The 19,547-nt window shown below is 43.1% G+C and carries 20 protein-coding genes; 14 read left to right on the top strand and 6 right to left on the bottom strand.

Translation table 11 applies throughout. From position 1 onward, the window contains the following. Positions 1–3: 3 nt before the first annotated feature. On the top strand, positions 4–321 hold the full coding sequence (locus NST25_RS17160; RefSeq protein ID WP_036688019.1) for a HesB/YadR/YfhF family protein: 318 nt from the start codon (positions 4–6) through the stop codon (positions 319–321). 112 nt (positions 322–433) lie between these two features. Here NST25_RS17160 and NST25_RS17155 read toward each other — a convergent pair whose 3' ends face one another. Continuing rightward, complete coding sequence (locus tag NST25_RS17155; RefSeq protein ID WP_036688017.1) at positions 434–949, bottom strand: hypothetical protein; 516 nt, start codon at positions 947–949, stop codon at positions 434–436. A 122-nt stretch (positions 950–1,071) separates the two neighbouring features. Between NST25_RS17155 and NST25_RS17150 the strand changes: the two genes are divergently transcribed. From NST25_RS17150 to NST25_RS17140, 3 genes are all read left to right on the top strand, one after another. Next, complete coding sequence (locus NST25_RS17150; protein WP_076128337.1) at positions 1,072–2,820, top strand: ABC transporter ATP-binding protein; 1,749 nt, start codon at positions 1,072–1,074, stop codon at positions 2,818–2,820. Between the two features lie 189 nt (positions 2,821–3,009). After that, positions 3,010–3,528: a sigma-70 family RNA polymerase sigma factor gene (locus NST25_RS17145; protein ID WP_076128340.1), complete on the top strand. Its 519-nt coding sequence runs from the start codon at positions 3,010–3,012 to the stop codon at positions 3,526–3,528. Beyond that, on the top strand, positions 3,521–4,456 hold the full coding sequence (locus NST25_RS17140) for a DUF4179 domain-containing protein (protein ID WP_076184455.1): 936 nt from the start codon (positions 3,521–3,523) through the stop codon (positions 4,454–4,456). Before NST25_RS17145 ends, NST25_RS17140 begins: the two co-directional genes overlap by 8 nt. A gap of 70 nt (positions 4,457–4,526) precedes the next feature. Here NST25_RS17140 and NST25_RS17135 read toward each other — a convergent pair whose 3' ends face one another. Continuing rightward, entirely contained in the window at positions 4,527–4,970 is a 444-nt protein-coding gene (locus NST25_RS17135; protein ID WP_036688009.1) for a DUF441 domain-containing protein, read from the bottom strand. 1 nt (position 4,971) lies between these two features. Beyond that, positions 4,972–5,976: a YpdA family putative bacillithiol disulfide reductase gene (locus NST25_RS17130; RefSeq protein ID WP_036688007.1), complete on the bottom strand. Its 1,005-nt coding sequence runs from the start codon at positions 5,974–5,976 to the stop codon at positions 4,972–4,974. Positions 5,977–6,155: 179 nt separating this feature from the next. On the opposite strand from NST25_RS17130, the gene NST25_RS17125 reads away from it, so the two are divergent. From NST25_RS17125 to rsgA, 4 genes are all read left to right on the top strand, one after another. Beyond that, positions 6,156–6,752, top strand: a complete 597-nt coding sequence (locus NST25_RS17125; protein ID WP_036688006.1) for a metalloregulator ArsR/SmtB family transcription factor — start codon at positions 6,156–6,158, stop codon at positions 6,750–6,752. A gap of 120 nt (positions 6,753–6,872) precedes the next feature. Beyond that, positions 6,873–7,328: a DUF3939 domain-containing protein gene (locus NST25_RS17120; RefSeq protein ID WP_036688004.1), complete on the top strand. Its 456-nt coding sequence runs from the start codon at positions 6,873–6,875 to the stop codon at positions 7,326–7,328. Between the two features lie 160 nt (positions 7,329–7,488). Next, a complete protein-coding gene (locus NST25_RS17115; RefSeq protein ID WP_076128347.1) occupies positions 7,489–8,160 on the top strand; it encodes an HAD family hydrolase in 672 nt (223 codons plus the stop codon). A 381-nt stretch (positions 8,161–8,541) separates the two neighbouring features. Further along, on the top strand, positions 8,542–9,633 hold the full coding sequence (gene rsgA, locus NST25_RS17110) for a ribosome small subunit-dependent GTPase A (RefSeq protein ID WP_076128350.1): 1,092 nt from the start codon (positions 8,542–8,544) through the stop codon (positions 9,631–9,633). Between the two features lie 103 nt (positions 9,634–9,736). On the opposite strand, the gene NST25_RS17105 is transcribed toward rsgA, so the two are convergent. Continuing rightward, complete coding sequence (locus NST25_RS17105; protein WP_076128352.1) at positions 9,737–10,363, bottom strand: FMN-dependent NADH-azoreductase; 627 nt, start codon at positions 10,361–10,363, stop codon at positions 9,737–9,739. Between the two features lie 122 nt (positions 10,364–10,485). On the opposite strand from NST25_RS17105, the gene NST25_RS17100 reads away from it, so the two are divergent. Beyond that, the gene (locus NST25_RS17100; RefSeq protein ID WP_038571602.1) at positions 10,486–10,713 is read left to right on the top strand and encodes a hypothetical protein; all 228 of its coding nucleotides are present in this window, start codon (positions 10,486–10,488) and stop codon (positions 10,711–10,713) included. Positions 10,714–12,630: 1,917 nt separating this feature from the next. On the opposite strand, the gene NST25_RS17095 is transcribed toward NST25_RS17100, so the two are convergent. Continuing rightward, complete coding sequence (locus tag NST25_RS17095; protein ID WP_036687997.1) at positions 12,631–12,870, bottom strand: hypothetical protein; 240 nt, start codon at positions 12,868–12,870, stop codon at positions 12,631–12,633. A gap of 142 nt (positions 12,871–13,012) precedes the next feature. Between NST25_RS17095 and NST25_RS17090 the strand changes: the two genes are divergently transcribed. After that, a complete protein-coding gene (locus tag NST25_RS17090) occupies positions 13,013–13,693 on the top strand; it encodes a hypothetical protein (protein ID WP_339168188.1) in 681 nt (226 codons plus the stop codon). Here NST25_RS17090 and NST25_RS17085 read toward each other — a convergent pair. Next, complete coding sequence (locus tag NST25_RS17085) at positions 13,680–15,383, bottom strand: alpha-amylase family glycosyl hydrolase (RefSeq protein WP_340391893.1); 1,704 nt, start codon at positions 15,381–15,383, stop codon at positions 13,680–13,682. The genes NST25_RS17090 and NST25_RS17085 overlap by 14 nt on opposite strands. Before the next feature lie 271 nt (positions 15,384–15,654). Here NST25_RS17085 and NST25_RS17080 point away from each other — a divergent pair, with 271 nt between their 5' ends. The 4 genes from NST25_RS17080 to NST25_RS17065 all read left to right on the top strand — a co-directional run bounded on the left by NST25_RS17080 (position 15,655) and on the right by NST25_RS17065 (position 19,420). Continuing rightward, on the top strand, positions 15,655–16,677 hold the full coding sequence (locus tag NST25_RS17080; protein WP_340391892.1) for an ABC transporter substrate-binding protein: 1,023 nt from the start codon (positions 15,655–15,657) through the stop codon (positions 16,675–16,677). 50 nt (positions 16,678–16,727) lie between these two features. Then, positions 16,728–17,504 (top strand): ABC transporter ATP-binding protein, encoded by a 777-nt coding sequence (locus tag NST25_RS17075; RefSeq protein WP_076142119.1) that lies wholly within the window; start codon positions 16,728–16,730, stop codon positions 17,502–17,504. Next, the gene (locus NST25_RS17070; RefSeq protein ID WP_076128364.1) at positions 17,504–18,340 is read left to right on the top strand and encodes an ABC transporter permease; all 837 of its coding nucleotides are present in this window, start codon (positions 17,504–17,506) and stop codon (positions 18,338–18,340) included. Before NST25_RS17075 ends, NST25_RS17070 begins: the two co-directional genes overlap by 1 nt. A 93-nt stretch (positions 18,341–18,433) precedes the next feature. After that, positions 18,434–19,420, top strand: a complete 987-nt coding sequence (locus NST25_RS17065) for an aromatic acid exporter family protein (RefSeq protein WP_076128366.1) — start codon at positions 18,434–18,436, stop codon at positions 19,418–19,420. Positions 19,421–19,547: the final 127 nt, after the last annotated feature.

The following is a 19,547-nucleotide window of genomic DNA, read 5'->3' as shown; positions in this document are numbered from 1 at the left end:
GAAATGAACATGGAAATTAGTCAAGCAGCGGCAGCTTGGTTTAAGAGAGAATTGGACCTTAAGAATGGAGACTATATTCGTTTATTTCCCCGTTATAGCTCGGGAGGTGGACTTCACCCCGGTTTTTCGCTGGGCATTGCTACAGAAGCACCTGGGCGTCCAGCTATTCAGGTCAAACAGGATGATATTGTGTTCTACATGGAGGAGCAGGACTTGTGGTATATGGAAGGTTATGACCTATCTATCGTATACTCTGAGTCAGAGGATGACATTGAATATAAGTACGAACCAAAGCCGGTATCCGGTGAAGTGCAGGTATAGTTGTCTTAATGATTGTTTATTTTAATCAGGAAAAGCCCTTGCCAAAAGGCAGGGGCTTTTCAAATGCTGTCTTTAAAATGAGGGTATTCCAGTTGGAGATACATAGGTGTTATCAGTGCAAATTGCGAGAGGTTTCTTCCTCCAGAGCGAAGTCGAAGTCGTCAATATCGTACACCTGAACTGGAACTCCACCCTCGATGATCCGTTGAATCAATTCAAATTGATCCGTTAGGATAGGTACTTTCTCACGTTGTGAGGACAGCAGAAGCTCTGTTTCGATGGGATCGAACATCTCACCGTAGGCAGCGGTATCCATACTGTTAATGATGGTGATTTTGGATTGCCCGCCAAGGAGAATACCTGAGCTTTTCGCCCAAGGCACAGCTAAACAGCGGTTGATCTTCTTCGCGTTGAGCGGTTCTTCAAAATAAGCAATGAGCTCGCTAATCTTCAACTTAACATGCTTGTCGTCGTCCGGACGGTTCATCAACGGATCATCGCTGTCTCGCAGTTCGTATAGTTCCATCACGGTAGTATAAGGCACTATATATTCTACAGGGCTGCTCGATACGAGAAGCTGGCCGTAAATCGCCATCATGACGGCTTCCGTCACAAATTGTCTAGACATCGTTATCCTCCTGAAGTTCGGTACTGCAATTGTACTTATGATCTAAAATTATAAAAACACTGTAGAGAGCAAAAGTCAACTGTACTTAGCAACTCACTAAAGAGAAGGGACAGAATATTCCTGTGAAGCAATGGAAATCATATTTTACTTTTGTACGACCTTATATGAAATTGATTGTGTTTACGCTGTTTATCGGCATGATCAAATTCAGTATTCCGCTAACACTGCCAATGATTCTGAAATACGTGGTCGATGACCTGCTAATGAACCCGAGCATGGGGATTGAGGAACGGGTATCACATTTGATGCTTATTCTGGGTGGTGCCTTAATTTTATTTGTTATCGTAAGAGGGCCCGTAGAGTACTATCGCCAATACTTTGCTCAGCTTATCACAAGTAAAGTGTTGTTCGATATGCGAAATAAGCTTTACAGTCATTTACAGCGGCTGTCACTGCGGTATTATCAGAATACCAAGGTGGGAGAAGCCATTTCCAGATTTATTAACGATGTTGAGCAGACCAAAAATTTGGTCGAAGTCGGCATGATGAATGTATGGCTCGACACGTTCACACTAGTTTTTGCTTTGGGATTTATGTTTTATTTAAATCCGGTGCTGGCGCTCGTGTCTATCTCGGTATTACCTTTTTACGCAATTGCAGTTAACAAATTGTATAAGCGGCTTAAGCTGTTAACGAAAGATCGTTCCCAAGCTCTGGCTGGCATTCAAGGTTATCTCCATGAACGGATTCAAGGGATATCAATCATCCGCAGCTTTACGATGGAAAAAGTGGATCAGAAGCAGTTTGAGGACATCAACGGTAACTTTCTTAAAAAAGCGATGGCGCAAACCCGCTGGAATGCTATGACCTTCGCAATTATTAATACATTAACGGATATAGCACCTCTTTTGGTCATCGGATATGGTGGTTATCAGGTCATTCATGGCAATTTGACAGTAGGTACCTTTGTAGCTTTCTTTGGCTATCTGGACCGGATGTATTCCCCGCTGCGGAGATTGATTAATTCCTCGACGGTGCTTACGCAAGCCTCTGCTTCTCTTGAACGGGTGCTTGAGCTGCTGAATGAGCCTTATGATATTGTAGACAAGCCGGGAGCAAAAGTGCTAAAGGATTCACGTGGTGAGATTGCTTTTGAGAATGTATGGTTTAAATATAACGAAGAGAATGATTGGGTCTTAAAAGATATTAATCTGAGTATTCAGCCCGGACAGACCATTGCGTTCGTCGGAATGAGCGGTGGAGGAAAGTCCTCCCTTATAAGCTTGATCCCGAGATTCTATGACATCAGTAAAGGCAGCCTCCAAATGGATGGTTATGATATACAGGAATTAACACAGGAAAGCTTGCGAAGGTCTGTCGGCATGGTCCTGCAAGATAATTTCTTATTCAGCGGATCTGTGCGTGAGAATATTTTGTTCGGTAATCCTAATGCCACGGAAGAAGAGGTCATTTCAGCAGCAAAAGCTGCCAATGCGCATGATTTTATTGAGCAGCTGCCACTGGGTTATGAGACAGAAGTGGGAGAACGTGGTGTTAAGCTATCCGGAGGACAGAAGCAGCGGGTTGCTATCGCAAGGGTATTTCTCAAGGATCCGAAGGTTCTTATATTAGACGAAGCTACTTCGGCGCTGGATCTGGAATCGGAGCATTTAATTCAACAAGCGCTGCAGTCTCTTTCTTCGGAACGTACTACACTAATTGTAGCGCATAGACTGTCAACGATTACACATGCGGATCAGATTGTCGTACTTGAGAATGGTGAAATTACTGAACGGGGTACGCATGAACAGCTGATGGCGATAGAGGGTAGTTATGCGCGATTATTTAACGTACAGCATTTAGACGCTTAATATTTTTTGGAAAAATACTTGAACACCTTAGTGGTCCTCTCGAAAGAGAAGGCCACTTTTTTTGAATTCCAATCAGGGTGGCGGCACACAGTAACTTATACTATGGCAAAAATTCTAAACGGAATCTGAGTCTTTTCGGAGATCATGTGCGTCTAAAGCTTATAAACATCATGAAAGGAAGTGAGGAACGTGAATAAAACCACGCTTGAGGAAAAGGCGATAGCAGGTGATGAAGACAGCTTTACTGCGCTTATTGACGGCATGCAGGAGCGTTTATACCGAATGGCCTACTCCTATGTGCGGAATCAAGAGGATGCGCTGGAGATTGTGCAGGAGACCGTCTTCAAAGCCTATATCTCCATTCATAAATTGAAGCAACCGCAATATTTTAAAACTTGGCTCACCAAGATCGCTGTCAACTGTGCGCTGGACTTTATCCGTAAATCTAAAAAAATCGTGTATATAGATCAAGAGCTGGGTGGCAGCTATGCTCCGAAATCTAGGGAAGAAGTTATGGACTTGCATGAAGCGCTCAGCGGCCTTGATGAAAAATCAAGAATGGTGATTGTGATGAGATATTTGGAGGACTTGCCCATAAAGGAAATTGCAGAGGTTCTCGATATGCCCCTGAGCAGTGTCAAAACCGTTATTTATAGAGGCTTGGAAAAATTAAAAATAAGTATGGAGGAGAGTGAGTACTTTGGATAAGCAACTAGAACGTCTACAGCAAGCCTATAATGAGATTGAAATTCCTAAAGAACTATCATTCGCTTCTCGTAAAGGAATTGAAAGAGGGAAAATCTATAAACAGAAAAATAGTTCTTCAAAACGTGCCTTGAAATGGACAGGATCAGTAGCTGCGGCTGTATTGATTTCTTTTACGGTGGGTGTAAATACGGTTCCTGCTTTTGCGAGTAGTATGGATCAAATACCGGTTCTAGGTAAGCTGGTCAGTGTTCTGCAATTTACGGAAGGAAGTGCAGGCGGTGGAACCATTCAGGATGGAGTAGATGTGAACTTTATTTCGGTGAAACAATTGAAGAATAGCGATCAATTGATTTTGAATTTTGCAAATCCAGATGAAACACAACAGTTAGCAAGCTCATATAACGTAAAGTTTACGGAAAATCCGGCAACAATGACGATTACAGTAAGTGGGGCCAGAAAATTCTCAGCAGTCAAAGATCTGGAGACATTAAAGCAAAGCCGATATGTTCAGGATGCTTATCCACTAATTACACTAGATGATTCGGCTATTCGGTTCAATGTCACGCTTACGGACTCGGTTGCTTATGAGGTAAAGGAATATAAAGAGCCAGCACAGGTAGTGATTACGTTAAAAGAGAAAGGAGACGAAGCAAAAGAGGGCTCTGTATATTCGTTAAGAACGGTCTCACAGCCTTCTGGTGAGGCGCTGGGTATGGCTGAAGAAATGTTATATGGGTTAGAGGATGTGCGGATGTTAAAGGATGAGAAAGGCTTATATCTCGTGGAAGCAGGATATTTTAATACAGAAGAAGAGGCTTTGAAGCAGTTGCAGAAAATTAAGACAGAGTATGGCGTTGAAGATTTATTAGTCGTTGAAAAAAGAGCGGTGCAGCAAATTCCGCAGTCCATTTCTCAGGTGGAGGAATAGAGAGAAAGATGGTTGTATAAAAGGCACAATAAAAAAGACCGCCAAAAGCGGTCTTTTTTGTGCTGTTCTATTACATTTTGCCGATCATAAGTGATAAAATGCCGGCTGCGATCAGCGGACCGACCGGAACGCCTTTAAATAACGCAACCCCGATCACCGTGCCAATCAGCAGACCTGCAACAACTGTGGGTTGGTTGGTCATGAGCGTAGCACCGCGGCCTCCAAGAAAAGCGACGAGAATGCCAATAGCGATAGCAAGCAAGGACTTCCAGTGCAAGAAGGATTGACCGACTGTCTGCAGCGATATTTTGCCGCTGGCTAATGGGGTCATGACCCCGATGGTCAGGATGATAATCCCGATGGTTAAACCGTATTTTTCTAGCCAAGGAAAAGTTTGCTGTAAGCCAAGTACTCTTAGCAGTAATAGGACGACCATTGCTATTGTTACAGGGGAATTGCTGCTGATAATTCCGAGCGCTGCAAGTCCAAGCAAAAGCAAAGAGGTCATGTCCATCTTAATGTTTCAACTCCTTAGGATTAGAACTTTCTTTTGACACAATGTGATCTGCAATGAGCTTACCATGCCCTCTTCCGGTCTCAATAAACACTTCGTTAGCATTGCGGCCGGAGGCGATTACTCCAGCAACATACAACCCTGGAACATTACTTTCCATGGTAGAGGTGTTAAAAGCAGGCTTATCCATGTCGTCATCCATGATCACACCCGCTGAAGTGAGGAGGGTACGGCTCGGACGGAAGCCAGTCAAGGCAAGAACGAAATCATTATCCAATGCTTTCTTGTCCCCCTTATGATCCGTAACAATTACTGAGCTTGCAGTAATTTCAGTGACACGCGAGCCTAAGTGCAGAGTGATTTTCCCTTTTTGCACCATGCCTTCAAAGATTGGCCGAACCCAAGGTTTAATATTCTCTGAGATGCTTTCACCACGATATACCATATCTACCGTAGCTCCTACACGCATAAGCTCCAGTGCTGCATCTACTGCGGAATTACTGCCGCCAATTACAGTTACCTTCATTCCCGTGTAAGGATGGGCTTCACCGAAATAATGAGTAACTTTAGGTAGTTCTTCACCTGGAATGCCAATCATATTCGGCTGATCAAAATAACCTGTTGCTATAACTACATTTGCAGTGATACGTTTCTGATGCTCACCACGCATATTTGACGTATGTACGGCAAAGGTTCCATCTTCAAGCGGCTCAATGGATAAAGCTTCTTCATAAGCGGCGATCTCTAGACCATATTGCTCGGCGGCTCGGCGGTAATAGACAAGCGCTTCATGACGGTAAGGCTTGTCGTTCGTCGAAGTGAAAGGAACATCCCCGATTTCTAATAACTGAGCCGTACTGAAAAATTGCATATTTGTTGGATACAAATAAATGGAGTGCACAATAAAGCTTTTTTCAATGATAAGGCTGGACAGGCCTTGGCGTTGGCATTCGATAGCTGCCGAGAGGCCGCAAGGACCTGCACCGATAATAATGACATCTTTCATAAAGCGGGTTACCTCCTGATTGTTACTATCTTTTCTTTAAATCCTACCCTAAATTCATGAATTTTTCCATAAAAGTAGATTGAGTATAATAACCATTGCAAGAACAACGTTGATTATTATATAATTAGATATATATCTAATGTATCAATTTATTGTGAAATTCTAGGAGCGTGAACCCAGTGCAGTTGGAGAAAATCGTGAGTTATCATAAAGCTTTAGCTGATCCAACGCGTCTTCGCTTATTGTTGCTTTTGTCCCAAGGAGAAATGCACGGGCAAGCGCTGGCTGAAAAGTTGAATTTATCGCAGCCTACAGTCACTCATCATGCGGCTAAATTACGTGAAGCGGCTCTAATAAAGGAAAGACGCGACAAAAATACAGTTTACTTTAAGTTGAATCCGGAGTTTATCAATAATGGGGCTGAAGCTTCACTGCAATTTATTTTTTCGAAAGGAGCTGAGAATATGGAAGAGCAATTGCCTGAGAATAGTCTTCAGGATACTGTAATCCGTAATTTTTTCTCTAAAGATGGCCGGCTGCGGCAAATTCCAGCACAATACAAGAAGAAATTGATAGCGCTTCAATACATGGTTGAGAAGCTGGAGCCAGGTGTTGTTTATACGGAAAAGGAAATCAATGAGTTTATTAAGCAGTTTCATGAAGATTTTGCCACTATTCGTCGTGAATTCATCATGCATCAGTTTATGTATCGTGAGAAGGACAAGTATGAACTAAATCCTCGAGAAGTATGGACTCGGTGGGAATATGTCAAATAATGATCTTTTAAATATTAACATTCTGTGTCGATTTGAAATGTACTGATTAATTATTCGAATTTCGAATAAAATGGAATTGTAAGCGTTATCTGAGACATATTTAGAAAGGAGACTTTCGTTATGTTATTTAAACGCACAAAAAAGCAACCCAAATCAGATCATGTAACCGTCACATTACCTCAAGTGAAACAGGCGATTCGAAAGTTCGAAGAAGATATGCCTGGACCTATTAATAGAACAGCATTAATCTTAGAGGACAAAAGAATCGATATGAGTCGTCTGAAACGTTATTTGGGTGGAATACCCGAACGGAATTTCTATATGTCTCGAGAGACCTATGAAATTTTCGAGGAAGAAGACAAGTTAGTACCGTATTATCTGGATTTAGTTCAGGCTGCTGTAGACAGTTATATTAGTGATACAGGCAAGCTACCGCTGCTTGAAGACACCTGGTTGCCAGAGGTTCATTATCGGTTGTTATCTACAGAAAGTTATCTAAAAGAAACACCTCCTTTTCCGCTGTATATTACGGATGAAGAAATGATGCTGACCCATCGGGCAGAGCATTTCGAGTAAAGGAATGACGCAGATATGAATCTTCACAAAGACTGTTCAGTAAAAGGGAAGCCACAAATCCTTTTTGTTGAATAGTCTTTTCTTTGTCTCTAAAGGCATAGTACAATTACATTCTGTAGGTTAGGTTTGAAAATTAACAGCATGTAAGGGGAATTGCTTGATGAAGGAAGTACAGGCTATTTTATTTGATCTGGACAATACTTTAATGGATCGCGACTATACATTTCGCAGCTTTAGCACTCAGTTCGTGCAGGATTTTCTTGGGCATCTTGAACCTGCGGAAGCGCAGGCCGTGATCGAGGATATGATCCACAGAGACGCTGATGGCTACCGTGATAAAGACGGATTTTTTTTAGAACTTAGTGAGATCCTGCCTTGGGAAAAGCCTGTGACGGCTGAACATATCCGAGCGTATTATGATGCGAGCTACATCAATCATGGTGCAGCCATGGAGCATGCTTTGGAGGTTCTGGAGTATTGCGTGGAGCGTGGATATACTTTGGGGCTGGTCACCAACGGTAAAAAAGAAATCCAGAACACCAAAATTGATATTCTCGGCCTGCGAGAGTACTTCAAGGCTATAGTTATATCTGGAGAAGTTGGCATTGCGAAGCCTGATCCTGCGATTTATCAATTAGCTTTAGACAGGCTGGGTGCCTCTGCGGATCAAACCTTGTTTATAGGGGATCATCCGGTAAATGATATCTGGGGGGCAGGTAAGGCTGGCCTTGAAGGGATATGGCTGCAAAGGAAACATCCTTGGGATGATCAGCTGGACATCCAACCTTGGAAAATGATCCGTGAGCTGAAAGAATTAAAGGCTATTTTGTAATCTGGAAAATTTGGGGTTGACATTTTACTGCTGCACCAATTATGATAACAGCATCTTAAATTTCGGAAGGAGACGATGTTTTATGACAGTTTTAAATGTAATGAACTCAACTGTTGTGGATACGTGTCTTCCGGGAACAGCTGCTGCCGAATAATTGATTCGGGCAGTTTAGCAGGTAAGCTCAATTACGCTTATTAGAGCCACCGGGAACCGTATAGGGTCCGGTGGCTTTTTTGCGTGTGTAGAAAGATTGGATTTGGTGTAATAAATCCACATGTCTATATACCGCCGCCGGAGTCTTTATTTCCGGCGGCTTTTTGTGTTCTCGGAAAACGCCAAGGGGCAAGAAAAAACATAAACATATCTTTTAGGAGGAAATGAATGAATAGCATAAAGCAATATGGTTGGAATGAAAACTGGAGTACAAAATGGAATGAAAAGTGGAGTCATGCAGAGGATAAACAATTTATTCCCGGGAGAATCGTTGGTGACTTTGGCAGTAAGTACAAGGTGTTAACTGATGTAGGAGAGACGTGGGGAGAGCTTGCCGGGAAGCTGAGACACACATTTGTAGCCTCGGGTGATTTTCCTGCCATTGGAGACTGGGTAGCATTGGCGATGCAAGATGGCGGCGAGCATGGAATCATACATGGCGTATTGCCTCGGCAGAGTGTGATCTCACGCAAGGTCGCAGGAAATACACAAGATGAGCAAATTGTTGCCTCCAATGTAGACACATTATTTCTGGTCAGCGCGTTGAATGATGACTTTAATGTTCGCCGGATGGAGAGATATCTGATCATGGCTTGGAATAGTGGGGCAAATCCAGTTATTCTACTCACTAAAGCGGATCTTTGTCATGATGCAGACAGTAAAATCGCTGAAATGGAGAGCGCGGCTCCCGGAGTATCAGTACATGCTGTTAGTGCAATACAAGATGAAGGACGCGAGAAGCTGCTGCCTTACATTGGTGAGGGTCAAACAGTAGCTCTTACGGGCTCTTCCGGTTGTGGGAAGTCGACAATGGTCAACTGGCTATGCGGGAAGAACCTTCAGATTACGCAGGATGTTAGAGAAGGGGATAGCCGCGGACGTCATACTACTACCCACCGTGAACTGTTTGTTTTGCCGGATGGGGGGATTATCGTAGATACACCGGGGATGCGGGAGCTGCAGCTCTGGGAAGATGAAGGTGGTCTTGATCTAGCGTTTAGTGATATCAGCGGTCTAGCTTCTAAGTGCCGGTTTAGTAACTGTAGACATGAACGCGAAGAGGGCTGTGCTGTACTGGAAGCAGTCCAAACAGGTGAACTGGAAGAGAAGAGACTATTCAACTACCGAAAAACACAACGAGAAGTACTGTACCAAAATAATAAAGAAGCCAAGCTTAAGAGAAAAAGCGCAGCTTCCACTAAAGTGAGTTCATCCAGAACCAGAGGATACGGATGGCGTAAAGAGCTGGATGAATATTAAAAAGAATTGATATAACGGCATAGACATTGAAAAAGGGCGCCCCTTAGCTTTTGACAGCTAAGGGGCGCCCTTCATTATTGAATTGAATCTAAACGGTTATGGTTTAGAAGGATGCAGCAGTTTCCTTAGCCAGTTGCAATCCGTTTTCAATGATTTCAGCGGATTGTGCTGGAAGTTGGTTGTGGCCTTCGATGATTACTTGTGTAATATCTTTAATTCCCCACAGGTTAAGGTTACCAACGATGAAGTTTACTGCCATTTCAGCACTTGCAGCAGGACCTTCAGAGTAGATACCGCCTCTTGCATTCAGAACGATTGCTTTTTTACCTGTCAAAAGACCAACTGGACCTTCAGCAGTGTAAGAGAATGTTTTACCAGCTTGGCAAAGGTAATCTACATAAGTGTGCAATACAGCAGGTACAGTCATGTTCCACAGTGGGAAACCGAATACTACCTTATCTGCAGCGATGAACTGATTAAGATATTTATTAACGATAGCGGCACCAGCTGCTTCCTCAGGTGTTGCTTCGTATCCTTGAGCGGCTTTATACATACCAGTGATCAGGGTATTGTCGTAGTATGGAAGTTGCTCTGCGAACAGATCAAGCTCAGTGATTTCATCTTCTGGGTGGTTGAGTTTGTAGCTCTCCAAGAATTCATTGTACAGCTTAACACTTACGGATTGTTCTGCTGGACGGTTGTTTGCTTTAATAAATAGAACTTTAGACATTATGATTTCTCCCTTGCATGTGTGTATTTAATATTAACTATATTTAATATAGCATGTAATCTTTTGTTTGTAAATTATTTTTTTGTTCTTGAAATTTGTTTGCGCTTAAGGAGTTTGAAAAAATGAAAACAAGGTTAATAGGTGATACAAGAGAACAGGAAATAATTTCCTGTCTCTATAAGTTCCAGAATGATCTAAAAGGAGCGATTGACATGTCCATCGATCGGTTTATCATTAAAAAATTGGACAGCTGTCACGAAGAGCATACGCGTCAGAATTTAGTGAAGCTATTTAGACTTCGAATCCAGAAAGCTGAAAAAGCAGAGCAGAAGAATTACAAGATCAGCTGATAATTGCTGAGCTCTTCTTAATAGTAGATTTTTCGCTGAATGAGACAGAGTCCTTGGGTTAAAAAAGTCCGTAAATATAGCAGAGCAGTGATCCTCCCGTTAAGGGGGGATCACTGCTCTGCGTTTTTTAGTTCTGGCAGATTGCTTCAGCATAAAGGGGCAGCAAATGAAAGCCAACCTACGACAAACGTCACTTTTGGCAGGTGACATAGTAGGGTCAGGCCACCCGCTACATCTAATCTGATGACCCATGCAAAGTCATTTGTTGAGTTACACACTAAGTCAACTGCTAAGTTACACACTGAGTCAGTCACACGCCAAGTTAACGGCTAAGTTACTAACTGAGTCACATAACTAGTAACGTGTAGGTCACTAACTGAGTCACACATTAAGTCAACCGCTAAACGACTTACTAAGGCACACAACAAATCTCCCGCTGAGTTACCCACTGAGTCACACACCAAGTTAACGGCTAAGTCACCTCACTGACTAACACAACTAATCACCCGCCGAGTAACTCACTGAGCTACACACCAAGTAACACCAAGTCACCCGCTGATTATAACTGAGCTACACACCAAGTTAACGGCTAAGTCAGACAACAAATCACTCGCTAAGTGACCTTCCAAGTATCCTCAGCGGCCAACGGACTCAGATGACGCTATATGCGAATTTTCAGTCATTAGAGCAGAGTTTCGGACCCCAGCGCAGCTATTCAGCTTTTTAAGGTCGATAATTAGTGTTTTTCGCGCCAATAGTGACTCTGGGGTCCGATAGGATTCCAAATGAGCCCAAAAGTTGCGATTAAGGTCATCTGAGTCCGAAAGCATCCAACTATGAGTTCGAAAGCAGTGGCTATGAGTTCAAAAGCAGCGACTAAAGCTACAACAGTAGTAACTATGTACGCGACAATAGCAACTATGTACACGACAGTAGCAACTATGTACACGACAGTAGCAACTATGTACACGATAATAGCAATTAAAGCAAACTGAGTTTCGAATTTAGATTACTGCGGACTCAGATGACGCTATATGCGAATTTATGAGCATTAGAGCAGAGTATCGGACTCCAATGCAACTATTCAGCTTTTTGAGGTCGATAATTAGTGCTTTTCGCGCCAATAGCGACTCTGGGGTCCGATAGGATTCCAAATGAGCCCAAAAGTTACGATTTAGGTCATCTGAGTCCGAAAGCAGTGGCTATGAGTTCAAAAGCAGCGACTAAAGCTCAACAGTAACAACTATGTACGCGACAGTAGCAACTATGTGCACGATAGTAACAACTATGCACGCGACAGTAGCAACTATGTACACGATAGTAGCAACTATGTACACGACAATAGCAACTAAAGCAAACTGAGTTTCGAATTTAGATTACCGCGGACTCAGATGACGCTATGTGCGAATTTATGAACATTAGAGCAGAGTTTCGGACTCCAGCGCAGCTATTTAGCTTTTTGAGGTCGATAATTAGTGTTTTTCGAGCCAATAGTGACCCTGGGGTCCGTTAGAATTCCAAATGAGCCCAAAAGTTACGATTAAGGTCATCTGAGTCCGATAGCAGCCGGCTATGGGGATGGCCGGCAAGCAGAAATCCAAACGTGCCATGAAATAGCACAAATCAGTACAAAGTGGCATCAAGCAGAACCAAGTAGAACCAAGTAGAACCAAGTAGAACCAAGCAGAACCAAGCAGGACCAAGCAGGACCAGCGAACCAAGGTCCCTGACTTTGAGAGTTGAAGCTATGTATGCCTATGTATGCGCAAATAGTATCTCAATCAAACGGAGTGTCATTTTGGATCAAGTTTAGCTTCAAAAAGACAACGAGTCCAAGCTGCACCACTTGGATACTTAGGACGTTCCTTATTAGAAAGCTGAGGACAGCAATGTTGTGACAAAAAAACTACCCCTCCATTAATAGAGGGATAGCGCCAATGAATCATTTTCACTGTAACTGTGCAATATAGCTTCAGAGCCTTTAATTTCGATACTAATCAGAGAATTGAGGCATTTCTGGAGGGCACTTTTGCCCTTTTGAATTTTGAGCTCCAGCGTACTGTTAAGTAATCTAAGTACTTTTTGAGTGGGCTGTTTATTTTCTGTTGTGAAATACACAGGTACAAGTTTGTTCTGAAATGTGATGAGCATTCTCATTTTGAAATCACCTCGCTACAAGTATTTCATGTTAATGATCATACCCCTTGTTTCTTAATTTTACCTTAAAATTAGCTTATGATAACATAAAGATTGCTAGTTTAATATACATTTATATGTAATACAGGAAGGATACAATAATGTGAATGAGAAAGAACGAACGGATTTAACGGATTTAACGGAATTTTTATTTCCAGATCGGGTAACCGACCAAGTAGTATTAAATGAATTGTTAAATACTGCGTCTACAGCAGAAAGGATAGGTAGATTCAAATATAGAGAGAAGGAGAAAACTAAAGATCTGTGTTTACAAATACATAAGGATAAAATACTAGCCTACTGCAATAATACACCGGACTCTCCCCCGTGTGTGCTGAAGAACAGAGATGAAACAGAGAGCTTTTGTCTCGAGTTGTTCGAATGTGAGAGAGCGATGGAGCCCTTTGCTCACGGGATTCCGGCGTTACTAATGTCAAAAAAAAGGTTCGAGGAGCTGAAAAAAGGCTCTGATTCCTCTACGGTTCACAGACTCTCAGAGTGTTTAGCTGCAGAGACAGGAGATGATGTCCATTCCAACCATCTTGCACGAGTGATGAAATGCTTCGACGCAGAGGGAGAATTGCGACTCTGTATTTCTAGTGAAAATGGCTGGAAGTTTCAGTATGCTAGCTTCATAAGTGATCATTCAAGTGGCTGGTTGCTGCGAATGAGCAGCGATCCTTCCCAAGACTGGATTGTAGCTCTTCCTATATCGAAAGCACAATTATGTGGTTCTGTGGCAGAGTGGGTGTTTCATTCCTCCGCTTTTCCTAGTCCACAATAACCGTTGAATAGGGAGGAAGAGTAAGCTGATCTGAATTTAAGGTCACTTTGTCAGCAGTTGTCTTTTGGATCTTGGTGTAAGAGATACCCTCAACATTTGGATGAAGCGTAATGATTTGTTCATCTCCAGTTAGGTTATGAACAACGAGGACTTGATCCTCTGTTGTTATACGTTCGTAGGCCATTACCCCTGCATTGCCAGAAGTGTAGTCTCGAATTCCGCCATCACGGAGCGCAGGGACTTCGTTTCTTAACGCAATGAGTTCGCGGTATCTTTTAAGCAGTGAGCTGCTGTCGTTAGTTTGGCTTTCGACATTAATGCTAACATCATCAGCGTTATTGCTGCCGACCTCCCAAGTAGTCTGCCCCTCACCCTGATCCGCTGTCATCCATCTCATGGGCTCACGAATTCCTTCATCTGGTTTTACACCAAGCATTCCTATTTCTTCACCATAATAAATAAAAGGATTTCCAGGTAAGGTTAACAGCAGGGCTGCTGCCATTTTTGCATGATCCAGATTGCCGTCTAATTGACTCATGACTCTGTTTTGATCATGATTTGTCAAAAAAATTGCATCGGTAAAATGGCTATCAGATATTTTGGAGTACAAATTATACGTACGTTCCAGCGTAAAGGCAGTCCCGCTGTCTTTTTCAGTTTTCACGGAATTAATAAGGGTCTCGGCTAACCCAAAGTTAAAGCTAGAGTCGAAGGCTTGATCCAAATAAGCCCCTACGGTGACTGCAGAATTCTCCCATACTTCGCCGACAATATAAGCTTGAGGATTTACTTCATTCATCGATTTGCGGAAATCCTGCCACCAAGATACATTTTTATTGGTTGTGGCTTGGCTTTTGTCGCTTAGAAGGTCTTCGTAAATATGTTTAGCAGCGTCTAAACGGAATCCATCAACCCCTTGTTCCAGCCAAAACTTACCGATATCCTTCATTTCATTACGAACTTCCGTATGATCAAAATTTAGATCAGGCATGCCTTCCCAAAAGCCACCTAGATAATGACTACCCAGTAAAGAGTGCCATGCACTGCCACTACCAGCGGCACTAGCTCCATTGGCAGGGCGTCCTTGATCTTCAGCCCATATGTACCAGTCGCGATATTTGCTGTCTTTATTTTTAGCGGAATCTACGAACCAAGGATGTTCTTTGGAGGTATGATTCACGACCAAATCCATAATTACTTTAATCCCACGTTTATGCGCCTCCGTAACGAGCTCTTGTAAATCCTCAATCGTCCCATAATCTGGATTGATTGCACGATAATCTGTCACATCGTAACCATGATAGCTTGGTGAAGGGTTAATAGGCATAAGCCAAATCCCACCGATCCCCAGATCGTCTGTGGTGTCAGGATTTCCGTCATTTAAGTAATCTAATTTCTTGGTAATCCCTTTGAGGTCACCGATGCCATCCCCGTCAGAGTCATAGAATGAACGAACAAAAATCTCATAATAAACCGTTGAGGGCTGTTCGTCAGTGGTTATCGTTTTTGCAGCGGGAGGTGTTGTAGTATTCTGAGCTGTATTTGCTTTTGGCGATGGAGAAGGGGAGGCAGAGGAGGGAATATTGTTATTATTTACTGAACAACCGGATAGCAGAACGGCAGTTAAGCTAAGAGTCAAAAGTCCGTTTATTGTGTGTTTTTTGGCGATAGATGTTGCTAGTTTATCCATATAAAATAACCCCTTCTGCTGCAATTTTCCTATAAAGGAAATGGTAAGCGCTTTAATTCTTATAGTACTGTAATCAAATCCTCAGGTAAAACGTTTGCACAGATATAAAAACAGCAAATCCAGTGATATTTATCCATAAAATCAATAAAAACCGCTGATATCATGGATATTCTTTTAATTCCCCACGATATTCGGGATTTTAACCTTTCAGTAGGCATGTGCATATGCTTTAAGCAAGGGCGAAGGACCCGGTAAGAAAGGAGAATGAAGAATGAAGATTCGGAAAAAGCTGTCATTGTCGCTCATGATCATTACTTTATGCTTTTCAGTACTTGCCGGTTGCGGCGGAAAGTCAGAGACGGTAAAGGTGAAGATTGGGGAGGTTACCCGCTCTGTCTTTTATGCACCCGAGTATGTTGCCTTGACTCAAGGTTTCTTCAAAGATGAAGGGCTGGATGTAGAACTGCAGACGATTCCCGGTGGAGATAAAACCATGACTGCATTGCTCTCAGGAGCTATTGATGTGGCGTTGGTTGGTTCAGAAACCTCCATTTACGTGTATCAGCAGGGCTCGGATGATCCGATCATTAATTTTGCACAGCTGACTCAAAGGGATGGAACATTCCTGTTCGCCCGGAAGGCTGATGGAGATTTTAATTGGGATAAAGTGAAGGGCTCTACCTTCCTTGGTCAAAGAAAAGGCGGAATGCCACAAATGGCAGGCGCGTTTACTTTATCTAAAAAGGGAATTGATCCTGCGAAGGATATTACCTTGATCCAAAATATCGATTTTGCTAATATTGCCGGTGCATTTGCTTCAGGTACTGGGGATTATGTGCAGCTGTTTGAGCCGCAGGCCTCTATCTTCGAACGAGAAGACCGGGGAGCTGTAGTGGCATCGTTTGGGGTGGAGAGCGGTTATTTACCTTATACGGTATTCATGTCAAAAAACAGCTACATTAGCAAAAATGGAGATACCGTGCAAAAGTTCACTAATGCCATCCAGCGTGCCCAGCTTTGGGTGAAAGAACATAGTCCTGAAGAAATTACGGATGCCATAATAACTTATTTTGATAAAACGGATCGTGACATTGTGATTTCTGCTGTAAAACGTTACAAGGAGCAGGACACCTACGCCATTAATCCGGTTGTTGATAATGAGGAATGGAATAATCTACTAGATGTTATGGACAACGCAGGTGAACTTAAAGAACGTGTTCCAGCAGAAAAAATCGTGAACAATACTTTTGCTGAAAAAGCTGAAAAGACCATAAAGAGCAGTGGCTCTAAATAAGAGAGATAAGATCCTAAATGGATTTTGTTAACTATAAGGAGGGGATGACCTTGCTTCCAGTAGTGCAATTAAAGGGAGTAACGCATGCCTATCTCGGCGATCGGGAAGCTTCACTGGCCGTTGAGGATCTAAATCTTAATGTCGAGCAAGGAGAGTTCGTCAGCTTAGTAGGCCCAAGTGGCTGTGGTAAGACGACTCTCCTATCGATTATTGCCGGACTGCTGCAGCCCTCTGAGGGAGAAGTATTCGTAAATGGCCAACCCATTCTAGGCCCTTCACCTGAGGTTGGATATATGCTGCAGCAGGATTATCTTTTTCCTTGGCGGAGTATTCTTGACAATGCCGTGCTTGGACTGGAGCTTACCGGAAGCTTAAACGAAGAAAGTCATAAACGGACTTTGGAGCTGCTGCGCGAGATGGGATTAGAAGGGAAAGAACAGGCCTATCCTTCTCAGCTATCCGGAGGGATGCGGCAACGGGTGGCTCTTGTACGAACATTAGCTACCAATCCAGGACTGCTGCTGTTAGACGAGCCGTTCTCGGCACTTGATTATCAGATCAAACTTCAGCTGGAAGATTTAGTCTCAGAGACCTTACGCAGCCGGGGAACCACGGCTATTTTGGTCACGCATGATCTGTCAGAAGCGATTGCGGTCAGCAGTAGGGTTATTTTATTGCAGCGAAATCCAGGGAAGATTCGTAAAGTTTTTCCTGTTCCGGAGCTAATCCGCTCAGCCCCACCGCTGTATGCGCGTGATCAGCCAGGGTTTGCGGAGCTTTTTCATGAAGTATGGACAGAGATGGAGATCGCAGGGAGGGAAAGCTAATGAAACGAACAGAGCAAGCGGGTGTCTTAGCTTCCCGTGAACTGTGGCTGCAGCAAATGCATGTGGATTTCAAAAAAACTAAACAGCGCCGGCGTAATCAGGTTATTGCTGTAAGAAGCAGTCTGTTGCTGCTGTTCTTTGTGTTGTGGGAAGCGGGAGCAAGAATGGGCTGGATTGATGAGTTATTGTTCAGCTACCCGACAAAAATCTTCAAGCAGATTTGGCAGGATATGATCAGTGGAAGCTTGTGGCCTCATTTGGGGATGACGGTAGGAGAGACTGCGGTAGGCTTTGTTCTGGGAACCTTGTTAGGAACGCTGCTGGCAGTGATTATTTGGTGGTCTCCGTTTTTATCAGCGGTGCTTGATCCGTTTATGGTTGTCTTTAACAGTATGCCGAAGGTGGCCTTGGGGCCGATTTTTATCGTAATGTTCGGGGCGGGCTTCACCGCTATCGTTGTGACAACCTTATCGATTACGGTGATTATTACTACACTTGTTGTTTACAATAGCTTTTGCAGTGTGGATCCTAATCTGGTGAAGGTGGTCCGCTCTTTTGGAGCTTCTAAAGTTCAGGTGTTTTTTAAAGTGATTCTTCCGGCATCTTTTCCAACGGTGGTCTCTACCCTAAAGGTGAATGTGGGAATGTCATGGGTCGGGGTTATCGTAGGAGAGTTTCTAGTAGCAAAATCCGGTCTTGGGTACCTGATCATATATGGATTCCAGGTGTTTAATTTCACGCTTGTAATGTCCAGTCTGCTGATTATTGCAGCCGTAGCAACGGCAATGTATCAACTGGTAGTGTATCTGGAGAAGCGCTTGTTATACCGTCGGTAAGTCTAATGTAACGTTGTGTCCATTCACAAAATCTTGTAACATGTCTATATCTTTACCTATTAACGGTTAGTGCTTTTAAGGAGAGATAGGGTTATGGGATTTCGTGTGATTAAAACAGCTGCTGCGACGTTAATGTCCGTTCTTCTCGCGTCTGCAGTAGGCATACCCAATGCACAAAGTGCAGGGCTTTTAGCCATTCTGGGTGTGGAGGTTACCTTGAAAAGGAGTTTCCGGACGATAACGGCGCGTTTTTTGGCCTCGCTCGTGGGACTCTTTTTTGGGTGTATTTTATTTTGGATATTAGGGTTTCATTACTGGGTACTTGGACTGTACGTTCTTGTTGGCTTTCCAATGATTGTGAAGTCTGGCTACAAGGAAGGGATTGTCACTAGCTCTGTTATTGTGTTTCGTGTGTTTGGACAAGCTGAGTTATCGCTACATGTGTTGTTGCAGCAAGTAGAGCTACTGGCCATAGGTCTCGGTTCAGCGGGGGTGGTCAACTTAATTTACATGCCACAGACTGGGGGAGTTATTTATGGAATCCGCAAGGAAGTGGATCGATACTTTTCAGTTATTTTTACTCAAATGGCTCGTACTTTGCGTGAGCCTGCGTATATGTGGGATGGCAAAGAATTAATTGATGCGGATAATGCAGTGCAGCGGGGACTGACAGCAGCTACTCGCGAGATGGAGAATCATGTAATTCATCCTGATGAAGCTTGGAATGTCTATTTCTATATGCGTAAGGAGCAGCTGGAATCGATACAAAGCATGATGCAGCTGATTTCTCAAGTATATCGCCATTTACCGCATGGAGAGATGGTAGCTGAATTGTTCGACCAGCTTAGCGGAGATGTTTTGGCTGAAGAATATACAGGCCGCACGGAACATTTGCTGGAAGAGCTTGAACATGAGTTTGAAAGCATGGATTTGCCAGAGACACGTGAGGAATTTGAAGTGCGATCAGCGATTCTGCAGCTTTGCAGAGAATTGGCACTTTATTTAAAAATTGCGAAACGCCATAAAATACCGGTCAGCTATAAGCCTGAGAAACGTTTGCTCACCCGGAAAAAAGCTTAAAATTAGGCTTTAATAAAGTGAAGTATTAACATTCGCCCCTGAAATCACGATAAAATATGTATGAACTAAAAGTTGATCTTCGAAAGGGATTAACAATTATAGGGTGAGTTCAAATTCAAGCAGGGAA

The organism is Paenibacillus sp. FSL E2-0190 (genome assembly GCF_037992965.1).
Classification (GTDB): Bacteria; Bacillota; Bacilli; order Paenibacillales; family Paenibacillaceae; genus Paenibacillus_AQ; species Paenibacillus_AQ odorifer.
The sequence above is the reverse complement of the archived record's forward strand: the minus strand, read 5'-3'. Positions and strand labels throughout refer to the sequence as shown.